This window comes from Roseisolibacter agri, from assembly GCF_030159095.1.
GTDB lineage: Bacteria > Gemmatimonadota > Gemmatimonadetes > Gemmatimonadales > Gemmatimonadaceae > Roseisolibacter > Roseisolibacter agri.
In genome coordinates, this window is record NZ_BRXS01000005.1 from 639,683 (window position 1) to 657,049 (window position 17,367).

General features: G+C 73.2%; 12 protein-coding genes and 1 riboswitch. Of the genes, 9 read left to right on the plus strand and 3 right to left on the minus strand.

Going from position 1 to position 17,367, the window contains the following annotated elements; all coding sequences use genetic code 11:
* The first annotated feature begins 28 nt into the window (after positions 1–28).
* The gene (locus rosag_RS18260; RefSeq protein ID WP_284351608.1) at positions 29–748 is read left to right on the plus strand and encodes a class I SAM-dependent methyltransferase; all 720 of its coding nucleotides are present in this window, start codon (positions 29–31) and stop codon (positions 746–748) included.
* 34 nt (positions 749–782) lie between these two features.
* On the opposite strand, the gene rosag_RS18265 is transcribed toward rosag_RS18260, so the two are convergent.
* Positions 783–1,841: a glycosyltransferase family 2 protein gene (locus rosag_RS18265; protein WP_284351609.1), complete on the minus strand. Its 1,059-nt coding sequence runs from the start codon at positions 1,839–1,841 to the stop codon at positions 783–785.
* A gap of 345 nt (positions 1,842–2,186) precedes the next feature.
* On the opposite strand from rosag_RS18265, the gene rosag_RS18270 reads away from it, so the two are divergent.
* Entirely contained in the window at positions 2,187–3,914 is a 1,728-nt protein-coding gene (locus rosag_RS18270) for an ArnT family glycosyltransferase (RefSeq protein WP_284351610.1), read from the plus strand.
* Positions 3,915–4,133: 219 nt separating this feature from the next.
* On the opposite strand, the gene rosag_RS18275 is transcribed toward rosag_RS18270, so the two are convergent.
* Entirely contained in the window at positions 4,134–6,017 is a 1,884-nt protein-coding gene (locus rosag_RS18275) for a bifunctional homocysteine S-methyltransferase/methylenetetrahydrofolate reductase (RefSeq protein WP_425607519.1), read from the minus strand.
* A 232-nt stretch (positions 6,018–6,249) separates the two neighbouring features.
* Between rosag_RS18275 and metH the strand changes: the two genes are divergently transcribed.
* Positions 6,250–9,978 (plus strand): methionine synthase, encoded by a 3,729-nt coding sequence (metH, locus tag rosag_RS18280; RefSeq protein ID WP_345784854.1) that lies wholly within the window; start codon positions 6,250–6,252, stop codon positions 9,976–9,978.
* A 28-nt stretch (positions 9,979–10,006) separates the two neighbouring features.
* Here metH and rosag_RS18285 read toward each other — a convergent pair whose 3' ends face one another.
* Positions 10,007–11,137 carry a glycosyltransferase gene (locus tag rosag_RS18285; RefSeq protein WP_284351613.1) on the minus strand — a complete coding sequence of 377 codons (1,131 nt, stop codon included), beginning with the start codon at positions 11,135–11,137 and terminating at the stop codon, positions 10,007–10,009.
* A gap of 481 nt (positions 11,138–11,618) precedes the next feature.
* Between rosag_RS18285 and rosag_RS18290 the strand changes: the two genes are divergently transcribed.
* The 6 genes from rosag_RS18290 to rosag_RS18315 all read left to right on the plus strand — a co-directional run.
* Positions 11,619–12,161 carry a hypothetical protein gene (locus rosag_RS18290; RefSeq protein WP_284351614.1) on the plus strand — a complete coding sequence of 181 codons (543 nt, stop codon included), beginning with the start codon at positions 11,619–11,621 and terminating at the stop codon, positions 12,159–12,161.
* 82 nt (positions 12,162–12,243) lie between these two features.
* Entirely contained in the window at positions 12,244–13,233 is a 990-nt protein-coding gene (locus tag rosag_RS18295) for an exosortase/archaeosortase family protein (RefSeq protein WP_284351615.1), read from the plus strand.
* The gene (locus rosag_RS18300; protein ID WP_284351616.1) at positions 13,226–13,909 is read left to right on the plus strand and encodes an exosortase C-terminal domain/associated protein EpsI; all 684 of its coding nucleotides are present in this window, start codon (positions 13,226–13,228) and stop codon (positions 13,907–13,909) included. The genes rosag_RS18295 and rosag_RS18300 overlap by 8 nt, the downstream gene beginning before the upstream one ends.
* A 34-nt stretch (positions 13,910–13,943) precedes the next feature.
* On the plus strand, positions 13,944–15,005 hold the full coding sequence (locus rosag_RS18305) for a glycosyltransferase family 2 protein (protein ID WP_284351617.1): 1,062 nt from the start codon (positions 13,944–13,946) through the stop codon (positions 15,003–15,005).
* 7 nt (positions 15,006–15,012) lie between these two features.
* Complete coding sequence (locus tag rosag_RS18310; RefSeq protein WP_284351618.1) at positions 15,013–16,224, plus strand: glycosyltransferase family 4 protein; 1,212 nt, start codon at positions 15,013–15,015, stop codon at positions 16,222–16,224.
* A 248-nt stretch (positions 16,225–16,472) separates the two neighbouring features.
* Positions 16,473–16,570, plus strand: a riboswitch (cyclic di-GMP riboswitch).
* A 158-nt stretch (positions 16,571–16,728) separates the two neighbouring features.
* Positions 16,729–17,367: ricin-type beta-trefoil lectin domain protein (locus rosag_RS18315; RefSeq protein WP_284351619.1), on the plus strand; the 639-nt coding region annotated here is incomplete at its 3' end.

A 17,367-nucleotide genomic window follows, 5' to 3' on the forward strand; every position in this document is an offset into this window, starting at 1 on the left:
GTCTCACCCCAGCACCGCTGATCCCGACATGCGCGCCGATCCGAACGAGCGGCTCTTCGACGATTACGCCGCGAGCTACGCCGATGTGGTGAACGCGTCGATCACCAGCTCCGGCGAGACCGTCGACTTCTTCGCGCAGCTGAAGGCGGATCTCGTGGCGGAGTACTGCCGGCGCGAGCTCGGAGGCGTGCCGGCGCGCGTGCTCGACTTCGGATGCGGCACCGGACTGTCCACCCGCACGCTGACCACCGCGCTTCCTGGCGCGCAGGTCACCGGCGTCGACGTCTCGGGCGAGAGCATCGACCGGGCGCGGGAGCTCGACGCCTCGGGACGCGCGGCGTACGTGCACTCACCTGGGGCGACGCTCCCGTTCGCGCCCGCGTCGTTCGACGTTGCCTTCGCCGCCTGCGTCTTCCACCACATCGATCGGTCGGAGCACGTCGCGTGTCTGCGCGAGATTCGGCGGATGCTGTCGGCCGACGGCGTGCTGTTCATCTTCGAGCACAACCCGCGCAATCCGCTCACGGTGCGGGCCGTGCGGGCGTGTCCGTTCGACGAGGGCGTGATCCTCCTCGACCCGGGCTACACGCGCAAGGCGCTCCGCTCCGCCGGCTTCGAGACCGACGCGCCGTACTACTACTTCTTCTTCCCGAACGCGCTGCGCACGCTTCGCGTCGCGGAGCCGCTGTTGCGCCGGGTTCCCCTCGGTGCGCAGTACTTCGTCGCGGCACGGCGCACGGCCGACTGATCGGGGGGGCATGGCGCGTCGTCGCGCGATGGTCTCACGGCACCTGATTGAGCTGGTGCGCGCGCTCGCGCCCATCGGGACGGATGGTCCGTGGCGTGTAGGGAGGGCGTGGCGCACGCGCCGGTTCGGGCAGCGCGCGGCCCTGGCGCGGCGTCGGGACGTCGCTCTCGAAGCCGAGGCGAGAGCGCAGCAAGTAGAGCGGACGGCGCTTCGCCTCGGCGTAGATGCGACCCACGTACTCGCCGACGACGCCGAGGGCGAGCAGTTGGATGCCGCCGAAAAAGGTGACCGCGACGAACAGCGCCGCCCAGCCGGGCACCCAGCGGTCCGTGAGCAGACGCGTGGCGATCGCGAAGATCACCCCGAGCAGCGCGATCCCGGCGGAGAGAATCCCCACCCATGAGGCGAGGCGCAGGGGGACGAGCGAGAACGACGTCAGCCCGTCCACCGCGAGGCGGAGCATCTTGACCAGCGGGTACTTGGTCTCGCCGGCGAAGCGCGGTGCGCGTGTGTAGGGGACCGCCACCTGCTTGAAGCCGACCCAGCTCACCATGCCGCGGATGAATCGCGCGCGCTCCGGCATGGAGATGAGGGCGTCGACGACGGCACGGTCCATCAGTCGGAAGTCGCCCACGTCGAGCGGGATCTCGGTGTCGCTGAAACGGTTCAGCGCCCGATAGAAGATCTTGGCCGTCGCGCGCTTGAACGCGGTCTCCCCGAGCCGGTCGACGCGCACGCCGTAGGCGACGTCGAAGCCCTCGCGCCAGCGCTGAACCATCTCCAGGACCACCTCGGGCGGGTCCTGCAGATCCGCATCGATCAGCACGACGGCGTCGCCGCTCGCGTGCTCGATGCCCGCGCTGATGGCGATCTGGTGTCCGAAGTTCCGTGAGAGCAGGAGCACCCGGACCTGCGGATCGGTCGCTTGCAGAGCGCCCAGGATCGTCGCCGTCTCGTCGCGGCTGCCGTCGTCGACGTAGAGCAGCTCGTAGTCGTCGATGCCACCCTGACGCAGCACGGCCACGAGCCGCCGGTGCGTCTCCGCGATGACCTTCTCTTCGTTGTAACAGGGAACGACGATCGACAGATGCATGTCACCGCTCGGATGGGATTGGGGGCGCCATTGGCGGACGGCAGGCGCTCCACGTCCGGCACCCGTACGACGCGCCACCTGCCCGCCCCGGGCGCACCAGCCTCGCTCGCATCAGCTTAACGATTTGGACCGAACCGGCTAGGTCGCGGCCGTCTCGGTCCTCGCGGCCGCCGCGCCGCTCGGTGCCCGCCACGCCGGCGGCATCCTCGCGCCGCGGCTCCCGATCCGCGAGGCGGGCCGGCCGACCCGCGGCAGCGCGGGTCCCCGCGCGACTGATCGCGGTGGCGCGGTGCGAGCTCCCGTCTGCCCCGCGAACACCGGTCGTGTTATCAGTCCCAGGTCGCAGTGGACGCGTCCATCGGTCCCGGGCCCACCGCTGCGGCGGTAGCGCCATCGTCGGTCGTTCGTTCCCCGATCTCGAGCCGCCGCACCATGTCGTCCTCGCCTCCCCGGTTCGCGCGCGCGTCGCTGCTGCAGGGCGTCGTGGTGCTCGGCGTCCTCCTCCTCGTCGTCGCATGGGCGGGAGCGACGTTGCAGTTCCCGTTCGGCATCGACAACGGCATCCATGCCTACCAGGGGTGGGTGTTGCGCGCCGGAGGGCGTCCGTACGTGGACGTCTTCGACAGTCGTGGGCCGTTCGTGATGTACGGCTATGGCCTGGCGCAGGCGCTGTTCGGGCAGAACACGTGGGGCGTGCGGCTGCTCGATCTCGCCGTGCTCGCCCTCGGCGTCGTTCCACTCGCCCGAGCCGTCGCCGCACTCGAAGGGCGGATCGCCGGCGTGTTCTGTGGCGTGCTCGCCGCGCTGTGGTGGGCGTCCTCGTCACCGGGCAGCCTGGCACAGCCCGACGGTTGGGCGGGAATGCTCTTCGCCGGCGCGTTGGCGCCGCTGCTCCGACGCCGAACCGCGGGTGACCCCCCGATGCGCCGCTGGCTCGCGCTCGCCGGTGGCGTGATCGGCCTCTGCACGTTCTCCAAGCCGTTCTACGCCGCGCTGATCGTGCCGGTGCTCGTCGCCATCGGCAGCGATCGGGCACGCGACCACAAGGCGCGACTCTCCGACCTGATGGCGGTGGCGCTCGCGGGTCTCGGCGTCGGGGTGGCGGTCCTCGGGGTGATGTGGTTGGCTGGGGTGCTGCGGGCGTTCGTGGAGGCGTACCTCGTGTTCAACGTGAAGGTGTATGCCGGGGAGGCGCAGGCGGGCTGGGGACCGCGCGTCGGCAGCCTGCTCCGATACGTCGGCTCCGATCCCACCATCGGCTACGGCATCGTGCTGGCGGGCGCTGGTGCGTGGATCGGCAGCCGTGATCCACACGCCGACGTGCGCCGCGCCACGCATGTCGGCATCGCGTGGACGCTCTGCACGATCGGCTTCGTGCTCCTCCAGGGACGGTTCTGGCGCCAGCACTGGCTGCCGACCATTCCGCCGCTCGCCCTGCTCACGACGCTCGGCGTCTCCGGACTGCGCCGCCGACTCGCGGTCGGGGAGCGGGCGCGCGCTGGGGCGGGGGGCATCGCCGCACTGCTTCCGCTGGTCCTTGCGCTGGCCCTCCTCGTCGTGGCCGCGCGCACGCCGGCCATCTACACCCTCCGGGGCGCGCGCGCGCTGCGGGATGGCGCGACACGCGAGGCCCTGTGGGACTATCACACGGGCTACCGTCAGGGCTCGGCGAGCTCCTTCCGTGCGGAGCACGAAGCGGCCCGGTACATCGCCGCCCGGACCAGCGCGCAGGACGGCGTGCTCGTCTGGGGCTACGCCGCGTCGGTGCCGTATCTCGCCCAGCGGCGGATCCCGGGACGCTTCATCTACCCCTACCCGCTGCTCGCCGGGGCCGGCACCTCATTGCAGCCGCGCTTCCGTGCCGAGTTCCTGCACGCGCTCGGGCAACGTCCCCCGTGCTACGTGGTGTTCGACGTCGGCGATCCAGTCGTGCGCGCCGTCGCCGTGCCGCAGTTCCCGACGTTCGATGCGTGGCTGCGCGCCAACTACCGGGAGGAGGTGCGCATCGAGCGCTTCGCCCTGCTCCGCGCCGCGACCGCCGGTTGTCACGTGCTCCAGCACCCCGCGAGCTGACCTGCGCGCGACCGGGGCGATCGACCGCGGCTGACGGTCAGGCCGCCGCGTTGATCTCCGCATCGGCGACCGCGTGGTCGCCGTGCGCGTGACGCCCAGTCGGTGCGTGCGCGGCACGCGGGCCACGTGGGTGCAGCCCTCGGCCGGGCATGGGCGAGGGACACGGCATGGCGAGCGGACGGGCCGGAAGAGAGGGCGGCGCGGGGGACGCGCGCCGCTTCACCGAGGCGCCGCGACCGTCTCCGGACGATGAAGCGGCGCCGGTGCCACCCGGGCATCGGCGAACACCTCCAGCGCGAGCTCCACGCGCCCGAACGGCGCCGAGACCTGCACGCCCTGCACCTCGCCGCGCACCAGCTCGAGCATCTCGCGCGCGATCGCGATCCCCTCGGCCACCGCGTGCTCCTTGGAGCGCGCGTTCGCCGTGCGCATGCGCGTCAGCACCGACTCGGGCACCGTCACGCCGGGCACCTCGTTGGCCAGGAACTCCGCGTTGCGCGCCGACACCAGCGGCCAGATGCCCGCGATGACGGGGATGCGCACGTCGTCGATGGTGCGCAGGAACCTCTCCAGCTGCGCCGGATCGAACACGGGCTGCGTGATCGCGTACTCGGCGCCCGCCTCCACCTTGTAGGCGAAGCGCTGCCGCTCGTGCGCGGGGTCGATGGCCGCCGGGTTCACGCCCACGCCCACCACGAAGCGTGTCGGCGCGCCGAGCGCGTTGCCGCCGGGATCGAGCCCGCGGTTGAGCCCCGACACGAGGTTCGTGAGCCCGATCGCGTCGATGTCGAAGACCGCGGTCGCGTCGGGGTAGGGCCCCATCTTCGGCGGGTCGCCGGTGATGAGCAGCAGGTTGTGCAGCCCCAGCCCCGCGGCGCCCAGCAGGTCGCTCAGCATGCCGAGCAGGTTGCGGTCGCGGCAGGCGTAGTGCGTCACGCTCTCGATGCCGACGCGCTGCTCGATGAGCAGCGACGTCGCGATCGCGCCCATGCGGCTCTGCGCGCGCGGCCCGTCGGGGACGTTGATCGCGTCCACGCCGGCGGCGTGCAGCGTCCCCGCGTCGGCCAGCAGCTTGGCCGTGTCGATGCCGCGTGGCGGCACGATCTCCACCGTCGTCACGAACTCCCCGCGGGCCAGCTTCGCGCCCAGGCGCGAGCGCTCCGCCAGCGGCACGGGCGTCACGCCCGTCGGGCGCGCGGCCTCCACGGCGCGGAGCTCGGCCGTCGACGCGGGGGCGGCGGACCGGCGGCCCTGCGCGGCGATCGCGCGCTCGACGCGCAGCGCCTGCGACATCGCGCGGATGTGGTCGGGCGTCGTGCCGCAGCAACCGCCGACGATCTTCGCGCCGCCCTGCACGAGGTGCCGCGCGTACGTCGCGAAGTACTCGGCGCTCGCCATGTAGATGCGGCGCCCGCCCACCTCGCGCGGCATGCCGGCGTTCGGCATCGCGGCCAGCTTGCGGTGCGTGACCGCGGCCATCTGCTCGATCGCCTCGAGGATCGTCTGCGGGCCCACCGAGCAGTTCAGGCCGATCACGTCCGCGCCCCACGCGTCCAGCGCGCGGGCGACGTCGGCCGGCGCGGCGCCGAAGGGCGTGCGCAGGTCCTCGCCGACGGTCGTCATCGCCACCACCGGCACCGCCGGATCCACCTCGCGGGCCGCGCGCAGCGCCTGCTCCAGCTCCAGCAGGTCGCCGAAGGTCTCGAGCACGAACAGGTCCGCGCCCCCCTCGCGCAACGCCGCCATCTGCTCGGCGAACATGCCGCGGGCCTCGTCGCGCGACGTGGGGCCGTACGGCTCGATGCGGAGGCCGAGCGGCCCCACGGCGCCGGCCACGAGCACCGGGTGGCGCCCGCCGGGCGCGTCGGCCGCGGCCTCGCGGGCCAGCTCCGCCGCCTTCCGGTTGATCGCGGCGACCGAGCCCTCCAGGCCGTAGGTCGCCAGCTTCGCCCGGTTGGCGCCGAAGGTGTTGGTCTCCAGCACCTCGGCCCCCGCGGCCACGTAGGCGCGGTGGACGTCGCGGACGAGCTCGGGCGCGCGGAGCGCCAGCTCGTCGTAGCACTGGTTGATGAAGACGCCCCGGGTGTAGAGCATGGTCCCCATGGCGCCGTCCACGAGGACGACTTCGCTGGGATCGAGGAAGCGCTCGAGGGCGGCGGCGCGGGCGTCGGACACGGGGGATGGCGCAGGAGAACGGTCGGGCGGCGCGGAGCGGCCGGCTGGCCTGGACGGCCGCTATTATCTTATCATCCGGATGATCGGATGGAAAAGCCCGCCGGGCCTCCATCCCTCCCCCCACGCTCGTCTGACCCTCGCCCGACCCGCCGTGCCCGCCATCGAGACGCCCGCCGCCCCCGCCGTGCGCACCCGCGCCGAGCGGCTCGCCCTGCTGGAGCCGCTGCTCGCCCGCCGCATCCTGGTCCTGGACGGCGCGATGGGGACGATGGTCCAGACCTACCGGCTGGAGGAGGCCGACTACCGCGGGCGCGGCGGGCCCATCCCCGAGCGCTTCGCCGACTGGCCGGTGGACCTGCGGGGGAACAACGACCTGCTCGTCCTGACGCGGCCGGACGTCATCGGCGAGATCCACCGTGCGTACCTCGCGGCCGGCGCCGACATCCTGGAGACGAGCACGTTCAACTCGACGGCGGTGTCGATGGCCGACTACCGCATGTCGGACCTCGCGCGCGAGCTCAACGTCGCCGGCGCGCGGCTGGCGCGCAGCGTGGCCGACGAGTTCGAGGCCGCGGAGCCCGAGCGGCCGCGCTTCGTGGCGGGCGTGCTGGGGCCGATGAACCGCAGCGCGTCCATCAGCCCCGACGTCAACGACCCCGGCTTCCGCAACGTCACCTGGGACGAGCTGGTGCCCGCGTACGCGGAGGCCGCGCACGGGCTGCTGGAGGGCGGCGCGGACATCCTGCTGGTCGAGACGATCTTCGACACGCTGAACGCCAAGGCGGCGCTGTTCGCGATCGAGCAGGTGTTCGACGAGATCGGCGAGCGCGTGCCGGTGATGATCTCGGGCACGATCACCGACCAGAGCGGCCGCACGCTGACCGGCCAGACCGCGGAGGCGTTCTGGTACTCGATGATGCACGCCCGCCCGCTGTCGATCGGGTTGAACTGCGCGCTGGGCGCGAAGGACCTGCGGCGGCACGTGCAGGAGCTGGCGCGCGTCGCGGACTGCTTCGTCACCGCGCATCCGAACGCGGGCCTCCCGAACGAGTTCGGCGGCTACGACGAGAGCCCCGAGGCGATGGCGGCGGTGCTGCGCGAGTTCGCGGAGGCGGGGCTGGTGAACGTCGTCGGCGGCTGCTGCGGCACCACGCCCGCGCACATCAGGGCGATCGCGGAGGTGGTGGCGGACCTGCCGCCGCGCGCGCGCGCCGAGATCGCGCCGCGCCTGCGGCTCTCGGGGCTGGAGCCGGTGGTGGTCGGGCCGGACACCAACTTCGTGAACGTCGGCGAGCGCACCAACGTCACCGGCTCGAAGCAGTTCGCGCGGCTGATCCTCGCCGGCGACTACCCGGCCGCGCTGACGGTGGCGCGCCAGCAGGTGGAGAGCGGCGCGCAGCTGCTCGACGTCAACATGGACGAGGGGATGCTGGACGCCGAGGCGGCGATGACGACGTTCCTGCGGCTGCTGGCCGCGGAGCCCGACATCGCGCGCGTGCCGGTGATGATCGACAGCTCCAAGTTCTCGGTGATCGAGGCCGGGCTGAAGAACGTGCAGGGCAAGGGCGTCGTGAACTCGATCTCGCTCAAGGAGGGTGAGGCGGAGTTCGTGCGCCAGGCGACGCTCGTGAAGCGCTACGGCGCGGCCGTCATCGTGATGGCGTTCGACGAGCAGGGGCAGGCGGACACGGTGGAGCGCAAGGTCGACATCTGCGCGCGCGCGTACCGCATCCTGGTCGAGCAGGTCGGCTTCGCGCCGCAGGACGTCATCTTCGATCCCAACGTGTTCGCGATCGCCACGGGGATCGAGGAGCACAACGCGTACGGCGTGGCGTTCATCGAGGCCGCGCGTCGCATCCGGGCCGAGCTGCCGCACGCCAGCATCAGCGGCGGCATCAGCAACGTGTCGTTCTCCTTCCGCGGGAACGAGCCGGTGCGCATGGCGATCCACGCGGTGTTCCTGTACCACGCGATCCGCGCCGGGCTGACGATGGGCATCGTCAACGCGGGCGCGCTGCCGGTCTACGACGACATCGACCCCGAGCTGCTGGCGCGCGCCGAGGACGTGGTGCTGAACCGCCGCCCCGACGCGACCGAGCGGCTGCTGGAGATCGCGGAGCGCTTCCGCGGGCAGAAGCAGGCGGCCGTCGAGACGGACGCGTGGCGCGCGCTGCCGGTGACGGAGCGGCTGTCGTACGCGCTGGTGCACGGCATCGACGCGCACGTGGTGGACGACACCGAGGAGGCGCGGCTCCAGTTCGCGCGCCCCATCGAGGTGATCGAGGGGCCGCTCATGGACGGCATGAACGTCGTCGGCGACCTGTTCGGGTCGGGGAAGATGTTCCTGCCGCAGGTGGTGAAGAGCGCCCGCGTGATGAAGAAGGCGGTCGCGCACCTGATCCCCTTCATCGAGGCCGAGAAGGCGGAGCGGAACGACACGCGCAGCGCCGGCAAGGTGCTGATGGCGACGGTCAAGGGCGACGTGCACGACATCGGCAAGAACATCGTGGGCGTGGTGCTGCAGTGCAACAACTTCGAGGTCGTGGACCTGGGCGTGATGGTGCCCGCGGCGACGATCCTCGAGACCGCGAAGCGCGAGGGCGTCGACCTGATCGGGCTCTCGGGGCTCATCACGCCGTCGCTCGAGGAGATGGCGTTCGTCGCGGGCGAGATGCAGCGCCAGGGCTTCACGACGCCGCTGCTGATCGGCGGCGCGACGACGTCGAAGGTGCACACGGCGGTGAAGATCGCGCCCCAGTACTCTGGGCCGGTCGTGCACGTGCTGGACGCGTCGCGCGCGGTGGGCGTGGCGGGCTCGCTGCTGAGCGACGGGCTGCGCGAGCAGTTCGAGGCGGACGTGCGCACGGAGTACGAGGCGGTGCGCGCGAACCGCGCCGGCCGCCGCGACGCCGAGCGGCTGCTGCCGCTGGAGCAGGCGCGCCGGAACCCGGTGGCGATCGACTGGACCGCGTACGCGCCGACGCGCCCCGCGTCGCCGGGCGTGCGCGTGTACGACGACTGGCCGCTCGCGGACCTCGTGGAGCGCATCGACTGGACGCCCTTCTTCCAGACGTGGGAGCTCGCGGGCCACTATCCCGCGATCCTGGAGGACCCGACGGTGGGCGAGGCGGCGCGCGGGCTGTACCGCGACGCGCGCGCGCTGCTCGACCGCATCGTCAACGAGAAGCTGCTGACGGCGCGCGCGGTGGTGGGGCTGTGGCCCGCCAACGCGACCGGCGACGACGTGGTGCTGTGGGCCGACGAGACGCGCACGCGGCCGCTCGAGACCGTGCACTTCCTGCGGCAGCAGCAGGACAAGAAGGACGAGCGCCCGAACTACTGCCTGGCCGACTTCGTCGCACCCCGCGCCAGCGGGGTGCCGGATTGGATGGGCGGCTTCGCCGTGACGGCGGGCCTCGGCCTCGAGGCGATCGTCGCGGAGTACGAGGCGGCCAACGATCCGTACTCGGCGATCCTCGCGAAGGCGCTGGCCGACCGGCTGGCCGAGGCGTTCGCGGAGCGGCTGCACGAGCACGTGCGGCGCGAGCTGTGGGGCTACGCGCCCGACGAGGCGTTGGAGAACGCGTCGCTCATCCGCGAGGAGTACCGCGGCATCCGGCCGGCGCCCGGCTATCCCGCGTGCCCCGACCACACGGAGAAGGGGCCGCTGTTCGCGCTGCTCGACGCGACGGCGGCGATCGGGCTGCAGCTCACCGAGAGCTTCGCGATGTATCCGACGGCGGCGGTGAGCGGCTACTACATCGGCCACCCGGAGGCGCGCTACTTCGGGATCGGGAAGATCGGGCGCGACCAGGTGGAGGACTACGCGCGGCGTCGCGGGATGGACGTCGACACGGCGACGCGCTGGCTGGCGTCGAACATCGCGTAGCGGATCGGGGCGCCGCGGCGGCCCGGGCTCAGGGCCGCCAGACGTCCCAGCGGCCGCGGAGGCCGTGCACCATCGCCACCGCGGCCGCCGCCTGCATCGACCCGAGCTGGATCGCCAGCCCGCGCAGGCGGCGCGCGACGGGGTCGGGGCCGACCGCCAGCCAGAGCGCGCCCACCGCGGCGGCCGCGGCCAGCCAGACGGCGTACGGGCCGGCCGCGCGCCACGCCAGCGCGAGCGTCGCGATCCCCACCATCGCCAGCGCGAAGGGCAGCAGCAGCCGCAGCAGCTTGTGGCAGAGGAACTGGAGCCAGATCGGGTTCCGCCACGGCGCCAGCACGCCCGGCAGCCACGCGCACAGCTGATAGTTGCCGGTCAGCGTGCGCACCTTCCGGTGGAACTCCTGCTTCGCGCCCACCCGCCGCGTCTCGTGCGCGTAGGCATCCGCGACGAAGCCCACGCGCCGTCCCTCGAGCGCCAGCCGCATGGGCACGAAGACGTCGTCGAGGATCAGGCCGGCCGGCAGCGGCTGCCAGAGCGACCGCCACATCGCGTACACCGATCCGCTGACCCCCACGGCCGAGTGCAGCCGCGACTCGGCGTCGCGGAGCGCCAGCTCGTAGCGGGAGTAGAGGCGGAAGAGCGAGGCGCGGTCGTCCGCGGGGAGGAGCAGGCGGCCCGACGTGGTCCCGAGGCGCGGATCCGCGGCCAGGGCGGCCACCAGCTTGCGGGCGACGCCCGGGTCGAACGCCTGCCGCGCGTCGCTGAAGAGGAGCACGTCGCCCGTCGCGGCGCGCACGGCGGCGTTGAGCGCGGGGCACTTGCCCCCCGGGTCGTCGCCCGCGACGACGGTGACGCGCGGGTCGGTGGCCTCCAGCAGCGGGAGCAGGGCAGCCGCGGCCCCCGCGTCGAGGCCGACGACGACGTCGAGCCGGTCCGCCGGGTAGTCCTGCGCCAGGAAGTTCTCGATGCGCGCCCGGACCACCTCCGGCGCGTCGCGGGTCGCGAGCACGCAGGTGACGCGCGGCCACTCCGCGGGCGCGGGCGCGGCGCCCCGCCGCCCGACCAGCCGCGCCAGCAGCAGGACGACGGCCGGGTACAGCAGCCACGGGACGACGACGAGCGCGAGCCCGACGAGCAGCAGGACGAGCGCAGGATCCATCGGGCGCGAGCGGGGTGAAGAGGGGCGGCGAGACGGGGCGGACGCACGACGCCGCGCGTCCGCCCTTCGCATGGTCTCGCCAAGTCTCGCCACGTCGGGGCGCGGGGTGAAGGCGGGGGGCGCCGGCGCGCGCCGGTGCGCGCCGTCGGGTGTGGCGCGGGACCGACAGGTCGTCGCGGGCGCGACGCACGTCCGGCGCATCGACGGCGCGGAAGCGCGCGCAACGCTGACACGCATGAGCAAACGTTCGGCTTGACCGGCACCTTGCTGGGGGCGCACTTTATGACGTCCTGTTCCGACGCCGGGCCGGTGAGCGCTGCCCGGTTCGGGCGTGGCGCGACGGTTGCGCTTGCCATGGCAACGCGTCTAGTGCAGGCCATCCACGGGATGTCCGCGCGTTCATGACGTGCGTGTTTCCCTGGCTCTTCCGCCGCCCGGCCTGCGTGCCGGACGTCCTGCTCCGCATCCGTCCCTGGGCATCGTGTTTTCCGACGAGAACCTCCAACGCTACGCCAAGGCGCTGTACCCGGCCGCCATCCTCCTCGTGCTCGTGCCGCTGGCGGACATCACGCTCCGCTCGTTCGGCGCCGAGGCGGGCTCGCTCCAGTGGCGCTTCGGGACCGTGGGGCTGCTGTTCGGCAACCTGGGCACCGTCGTGCTCGGCCTGACGCTCACCGGGTTCCTGGCGGCCATCGCCGGGCAGCGCGGGCTGCTGCGCGGGGTGGGCATGGTCGCGATCCTGCTCGCCGTCGTGCTCGCGGCGCTCCTGGTCCTCTTCGGGCTCGACGCGATCCAGATCCGCCGCCTGGTGGCGCTCCCGATGCGCCGCGGCATCCTGCTCTCGTCGCTCGGCGCGGCCTTTGCCGCGGTGACGGCGATGATCGCGCTGCTGATCGGCGGTCGTGGGGCGCTCCTCGCCAGCCGCGCCGAGCGCGGCGTCTCGGAGCGTCGCACCAAGCCCGCGCCGTCGCCGCTGGTGGCGCAGGCCACGGCGCCGCGTCCTCGCGCCGGCGAGCCGGTCTGACGGCTGTGGTCGGGCGCGCCGCGCCCCTCCGCTCGCGGCTCCGCCTCCGCCCCCGCACGCTCCGCCCGCACCCGACTCTGTCGTGACCACCGCCTCGCCCCCGATCCAGTCGACCCTGCTCGACCGCACCCGTACCTGGGTGTCGGTCGAGACGGTGCTGACCGCCGGGCTCTTCGCCGTGCTCTTCGCGCGGCCGCTGCGCCTGCTCGCGCTCGACTGGTGGAACAACCCGGAGGCGGGGCACGGGCTGCTGCTCGCGCCCCTGGCCCTCTGGTTCGCCTGGAAGGAAGGGCTGTCGGCCCAGGCGACGCCGAACCGCCTGCTGGGCGGCCTGATCCTCCTGTTCGGCGTCGCGTTCCGCTACCTCGCCGACCTGGCCGCCGAGCTGTTCGTGATGCGGGGCTCGATCCTCGTGTCGCTGCTCGGCCTCGTCGTCTGGTACTTCGGCTTCCGCCAGGCGCTGCGCTGGTGGCTGCCGTTCACGCTGCTGGGCCTCTCGATCCCGCTGCCGGAGCTGATCCTCAGCCGCGTCGCGCTGCCGCTGCAGTTCACGGCCTCGCAGATCGGCGCGTCGCTGCTGGCGTGGCGCGACATCCCGGTGCTGCTGACCGGCAACGTCATCAAGATCCCCGGCCACGAGCTGTTCGTCGCCGAGGCGTGCAGCGGGCTGCGCTCGCTCACCGCGCTCCTGAGCCTCAGCGTGCTGCTCGGCGCGATCACGCTGAACAAGGTCGCGAGCCGCGTGCTGCTGCTCGCCGCCGCGGTGCCGATCGCCATCATGCTGAACGGCGTGCGCGTCTTCCTCACCGGCTTCCTGGTCTACTTCGTGGACCCGAAGCTGGGCGAGGGCTTCATGAACATCACCGAGGGCTGGCTGATCTTCGTCGTCGCGTTCCTGCTGCTGGGCGGCGTGGCGTGGGCGTTCGGCCGCGCCGAGCGCTGGTGGCACACGCGCGGGCTGCCGCCCGCGCCGCCGGCGGAGTACGCGGAGGAGTACGACGACCGCACCGACCCGGGCGCCGAGGCCCCGGACGCGATCCATCCCGACGAGCAGGCGCCCGCCCATGGCTGACCACGTGCGCTTCGTGCCCCCGCTGATGCTGGCGGCGGGCTGTGCCCTGATCTTCGGCGTCCGCGAGCAGCTCCAGACGCCCTCGCGCGAGCCGATGTCCAAGCTCCGCGTCGACGTGCCCGGCTACACGATGCAGGACGTCGTCGTGCCCGAGCAGGAGCGCAAGGTCGCCGGCATGAGCGACTACGCGATGCGCGCCTTCGCGCGCGACTCGCTCGACCCGGGCTTCTCGTACTACGTCGGCTACTACGACTACCAGCAGCAGGGCAAGACCATCCACTCGCCCAAGAACTGCCTGCCGGGCGCGGGATGGGAGGCGGTGGAGGCGAACCTCCGCCCGATGAAGTCGGCCGACGGCTCGTCGTTCATCGCCAACCGGTACGTGCTCGCCAACAAGGGTGCGCAGGCGGTCGTGTACTACTGGTACCAGGGCCGCGGGCGCATCGAGGCGAGCGAGTACAAGGTGAAGTGGCACCTGCTGCGCGACGCGGCGGTCTACGGCCGCACCGAGGAGGCGCTGGTGCGCATCGTCGTGCCGCTCGACACGCGCCACGCGCGCGGGCCGGAGGACATCGCGCGGCTGCGCGCGTCCGCCGACAGCATCGCCACGTCGGTCGCGGCGCGCCTGGAGCCCGAGGTGCGGCGCGTGCTCCCGACGCCGCCGGGATCGGCCTGACGCCGCGCCCCGATCGCCGCGCCCGTCGTCGTCGATGACCACCCCGCTGTCCGTGCAGGACCCCGACGGCCGCGCCTCCAACGCGCGGCCGTTGCGCGTCGACGTGCTGCTGCCGACGCACAACCGCGCGGAGCTCGTCGGCCGCACGCTCGACACGCTGCTGGCCGCGCGCCGCCCCGACGGGCTGCAGGCGCGCGTCATCGTCGTCGACAACAACTCGCGCGACGCGACGCGCGCGGTCGTCGAGGAGCGCGCGCGCCGCGGCGCCGAGGTCGGGCTCCCGATCGTCTACCTGTTCGAGCCGCGCGCGGGCAAGTCGCATGCGCTCAACACCGGCGTCGCGGCCACGGACTGCGACGTCATCGGGATGATCGACGACGACGAGGACGTCGAGCCGCGCTGGTTCGAGGCCATCGCGCAGGCGTTCGCGACGCCCGGCGTCGACTACATCACGGGCCCGTGCCTGCCGCGCTGGGAGATCGACCCGCCGCGCTGGCTGGCCGCCGAGTACGACCCGGTGCTCGGACTGTTCTACGAGGGGGACCGCATCCTCGGCATGCCCGACGAGTACCGCGGGCAGATGATGGGCGGCAACGCCGCCGTGCGGCGCGCGCTGCTGATGTCCGCGGGCGGCTACGACGCCTCGCTCGGCCCCTCGGAGTCGACGCGACAGCTGTCGTGCGAGGACAGCGAGATGCACGAGCGGCTGCGGCGCCTGGGCGCGCGCGGCCAGTACCGGCCGGACTTCATCATCCTGCACTTCGTGCCGCGCACGCGGCTCGAGAAGCGCTACCACCGCCGGTGGCACTTCTGGCACGGCGTCTCGCTCGGCGTGCTCGATCGCAAGGCGCCGCACGACGTGCCGTACGCGCTCGGCGTGCCGCGCTTCATGGTCGGCGAGGCCGTGCGCGACCTGCTCGGGCTCCTCGGCCTGCGGCGCCTGCCGGGCGACCGTCCGCGCGAGGCGCGGCGCTTCGGCGCGACGCTGCGCCTGCTCGGCGTCGCCGGGTTCTGGTACGGGCGCAACCGCTTCCGTCCGGCCGCGGCGCCCGCGTCGCCCGCGACCGCCAGCGTGTCGGCCGGCGCCCCCGCGTGACGGCGGCATGACCGCGCCCGCGACGGTCCTGTTCGCGCACAGCGGTCGCGACTGGATCCGGGGCAGCGAGCGCTGCCTGCTCGACCTGATCGCGCGGCTGGACCGCACGCGCTTCACGCCGGTGCTCGCGTGCGAGAGCCGCGTGCTGGCCGACGCGGCGGGCGCGCTGGGCGCGGAGATCGAGCACGTGCCCGAGTGGCGCGACGGCTGGCGGCCGCCGATGGAGCAGGTGCGCCGCGTGCAGCGCATCGTGCAGGCGCACGGCGTGCGCCTGGTGCACGCGAACAACCTGATCCCGATCCCGTCGGTGCTGCCCGTCGCGCGCTCGGGCGGGATCCCGGTCGTCGCGCACATCCACCTGATGATGACGCGCGAGGAACGGCTGCACTCGTGGCTGCACCAGGCGGCGGCGATCGTCGGCGTCAGCCGCCACGTGGTGGCCGGGCTGCTGGACGACGGGATGCCGCCGTCGCGCGTGCACGTCGTCTACAACGGCATCGACCGATCGCGCCTCGACGCGGGCAACGCGTGCGCGCTGCGCACGTCGCTCGGCATCGCGCCGCATGCGTTCGTGGCGACCGTCGTCGGCTCGCTGATCGAGATCAAGGGACAGCGCGTCATCATCGACGCCATCGGCGCGCTGCGCGCGGCGGGGGTGGACGCGCACCTGCTGATGGTCGGCGACGGCGAGGCGCGGCCCGCGCTCGAGGCGCAGGCGGCCGCGCTGGGGCTCACGGGGCACGTGCACGTCCTCGGCGAGCGCGGCGACGTGGGCGCCATGCTGCGCGACGCGACCGACGTCGCCGTGACCGCGTCGCGCATGGAGGCGTTCCCGCTCAACGTGCTCGAGGCGCAGTACGCGCGCGTGCCGGTCGTCGCCAGCGACATCCCCGCGCACCGCGAGGGCGTCGTGGTCGATGCGACGGGGCTCCTCTTTCCGCCGGGCGACGCGGGCGCGCTGGCCGCGCACCTCGCGGCGCTCGCGACCGCGCCGGATCGGCGTCGCGCGATGGGGGAGGCGGGGCACGCGCGCGTGCTGGAGCGCTTCCTCGTCGAGCGGTACGCGGACGAGTTCCAGGCGCTGTACCGCGCGCTGCTCGCGGAGCCCGCGTCGCGGCACGGCTGGCGCGGGAGCGTGTGGCCGGCCGCGTACGGCGAGTGGATCCGGGGCGCCGTGGGCCGCCGTCTGGCACGCGTGCGCCACCGTGCTCGGGCGTGACGTCCGTTTCGGCGGCTCGTCCATCCGACGAGGTGATCCGGCAGGTGCCGTGACGTCCGACACGTCCCACGCGCGCAGGCCGCCTCGAACGTCCCCTTCAGCGTGTGACGGCTTCGCCGCGGCTCGCGAGTTCGGCTCCCGGATCTAGACTTCCCCGACACGGTCGGGGACGGGGGACGTCGGACGAAGGTCGTGAACGCGCCGTCGCATCCCACCACGATCGGCAGTGATCGCGCCTCCTTGGGAGGTTGCGACAAAGGCAAACCCGGCGAAAGCCGGCGACGCAAAGCCACGGGGCTACCTCCGACTCCCCTCTGGGATCGGTCACGCCAGCCGGGCCGCCGCACCCTTCTCTTCGGAGAGCAGATGTACTACTCCTCTTTCGCGAGAACATTGCTTCTCGCCGGCGTGCTCGTTCTTGGTGCCGCGTGTTCGTCGGACGAGAGCATCACGAACGCACGCAGCGATCTGCTGCGCGGGACCAACTCCGGTCCGCGTGAGCTCGTGAGCGCGGTCCGGGCGCGCTCGCTGGTGATCCACACCACGGCGAACCGCTGCCTGAACGTCGCCGGCGGCGAGACTGGCCCGGGCGGCGCGGTGATCCTGTGGGACTGCGTGGACGGGGAGACGGCCAATGAGCGCTGGACGCTGCCGGCGGTCGGGCAGGCCGGTGAGGTGAAGGTCTACGGCTACCTCTGCCTGGCGGCCGCGGGCACGGAGGCGGGCGCGCGGCTGACCACCGCGTGGTGCGAGGGGCAGGCGACGCAGCGCTGGACGCTGACGAGCGCGGGCCAGCTGCAGCAGGCGGGCGGTGCGCTGTGCGCGGCGCCCGCCGGGGGCGCGACGGCGAACGATTCGCGCATCGTGCTGGCGGCCTGCGGCAGCGCGGCCAGCTGGCGCGTTGCGGCGACGGCCGGTGCGGTGCCCGAGGTGTCCGCGCCGGCCGAGACGCCCGCGACGGCGCCCAGCGCGGCGGTGCCTGCTGGGCCGCTGCAGCTGCGGAACGACGCGGCGGGGCGGTGCCTGAACGTCGCCGGCGCCGCGACGAACGCCGGGGCGCCGGTGATCGTCTACGACTGCGCCGGGGGCGTGGCGAACGAGCGCTGGAGCGTGGGCGCGGTGGGCCAGGCGCAGGAGGTGCGC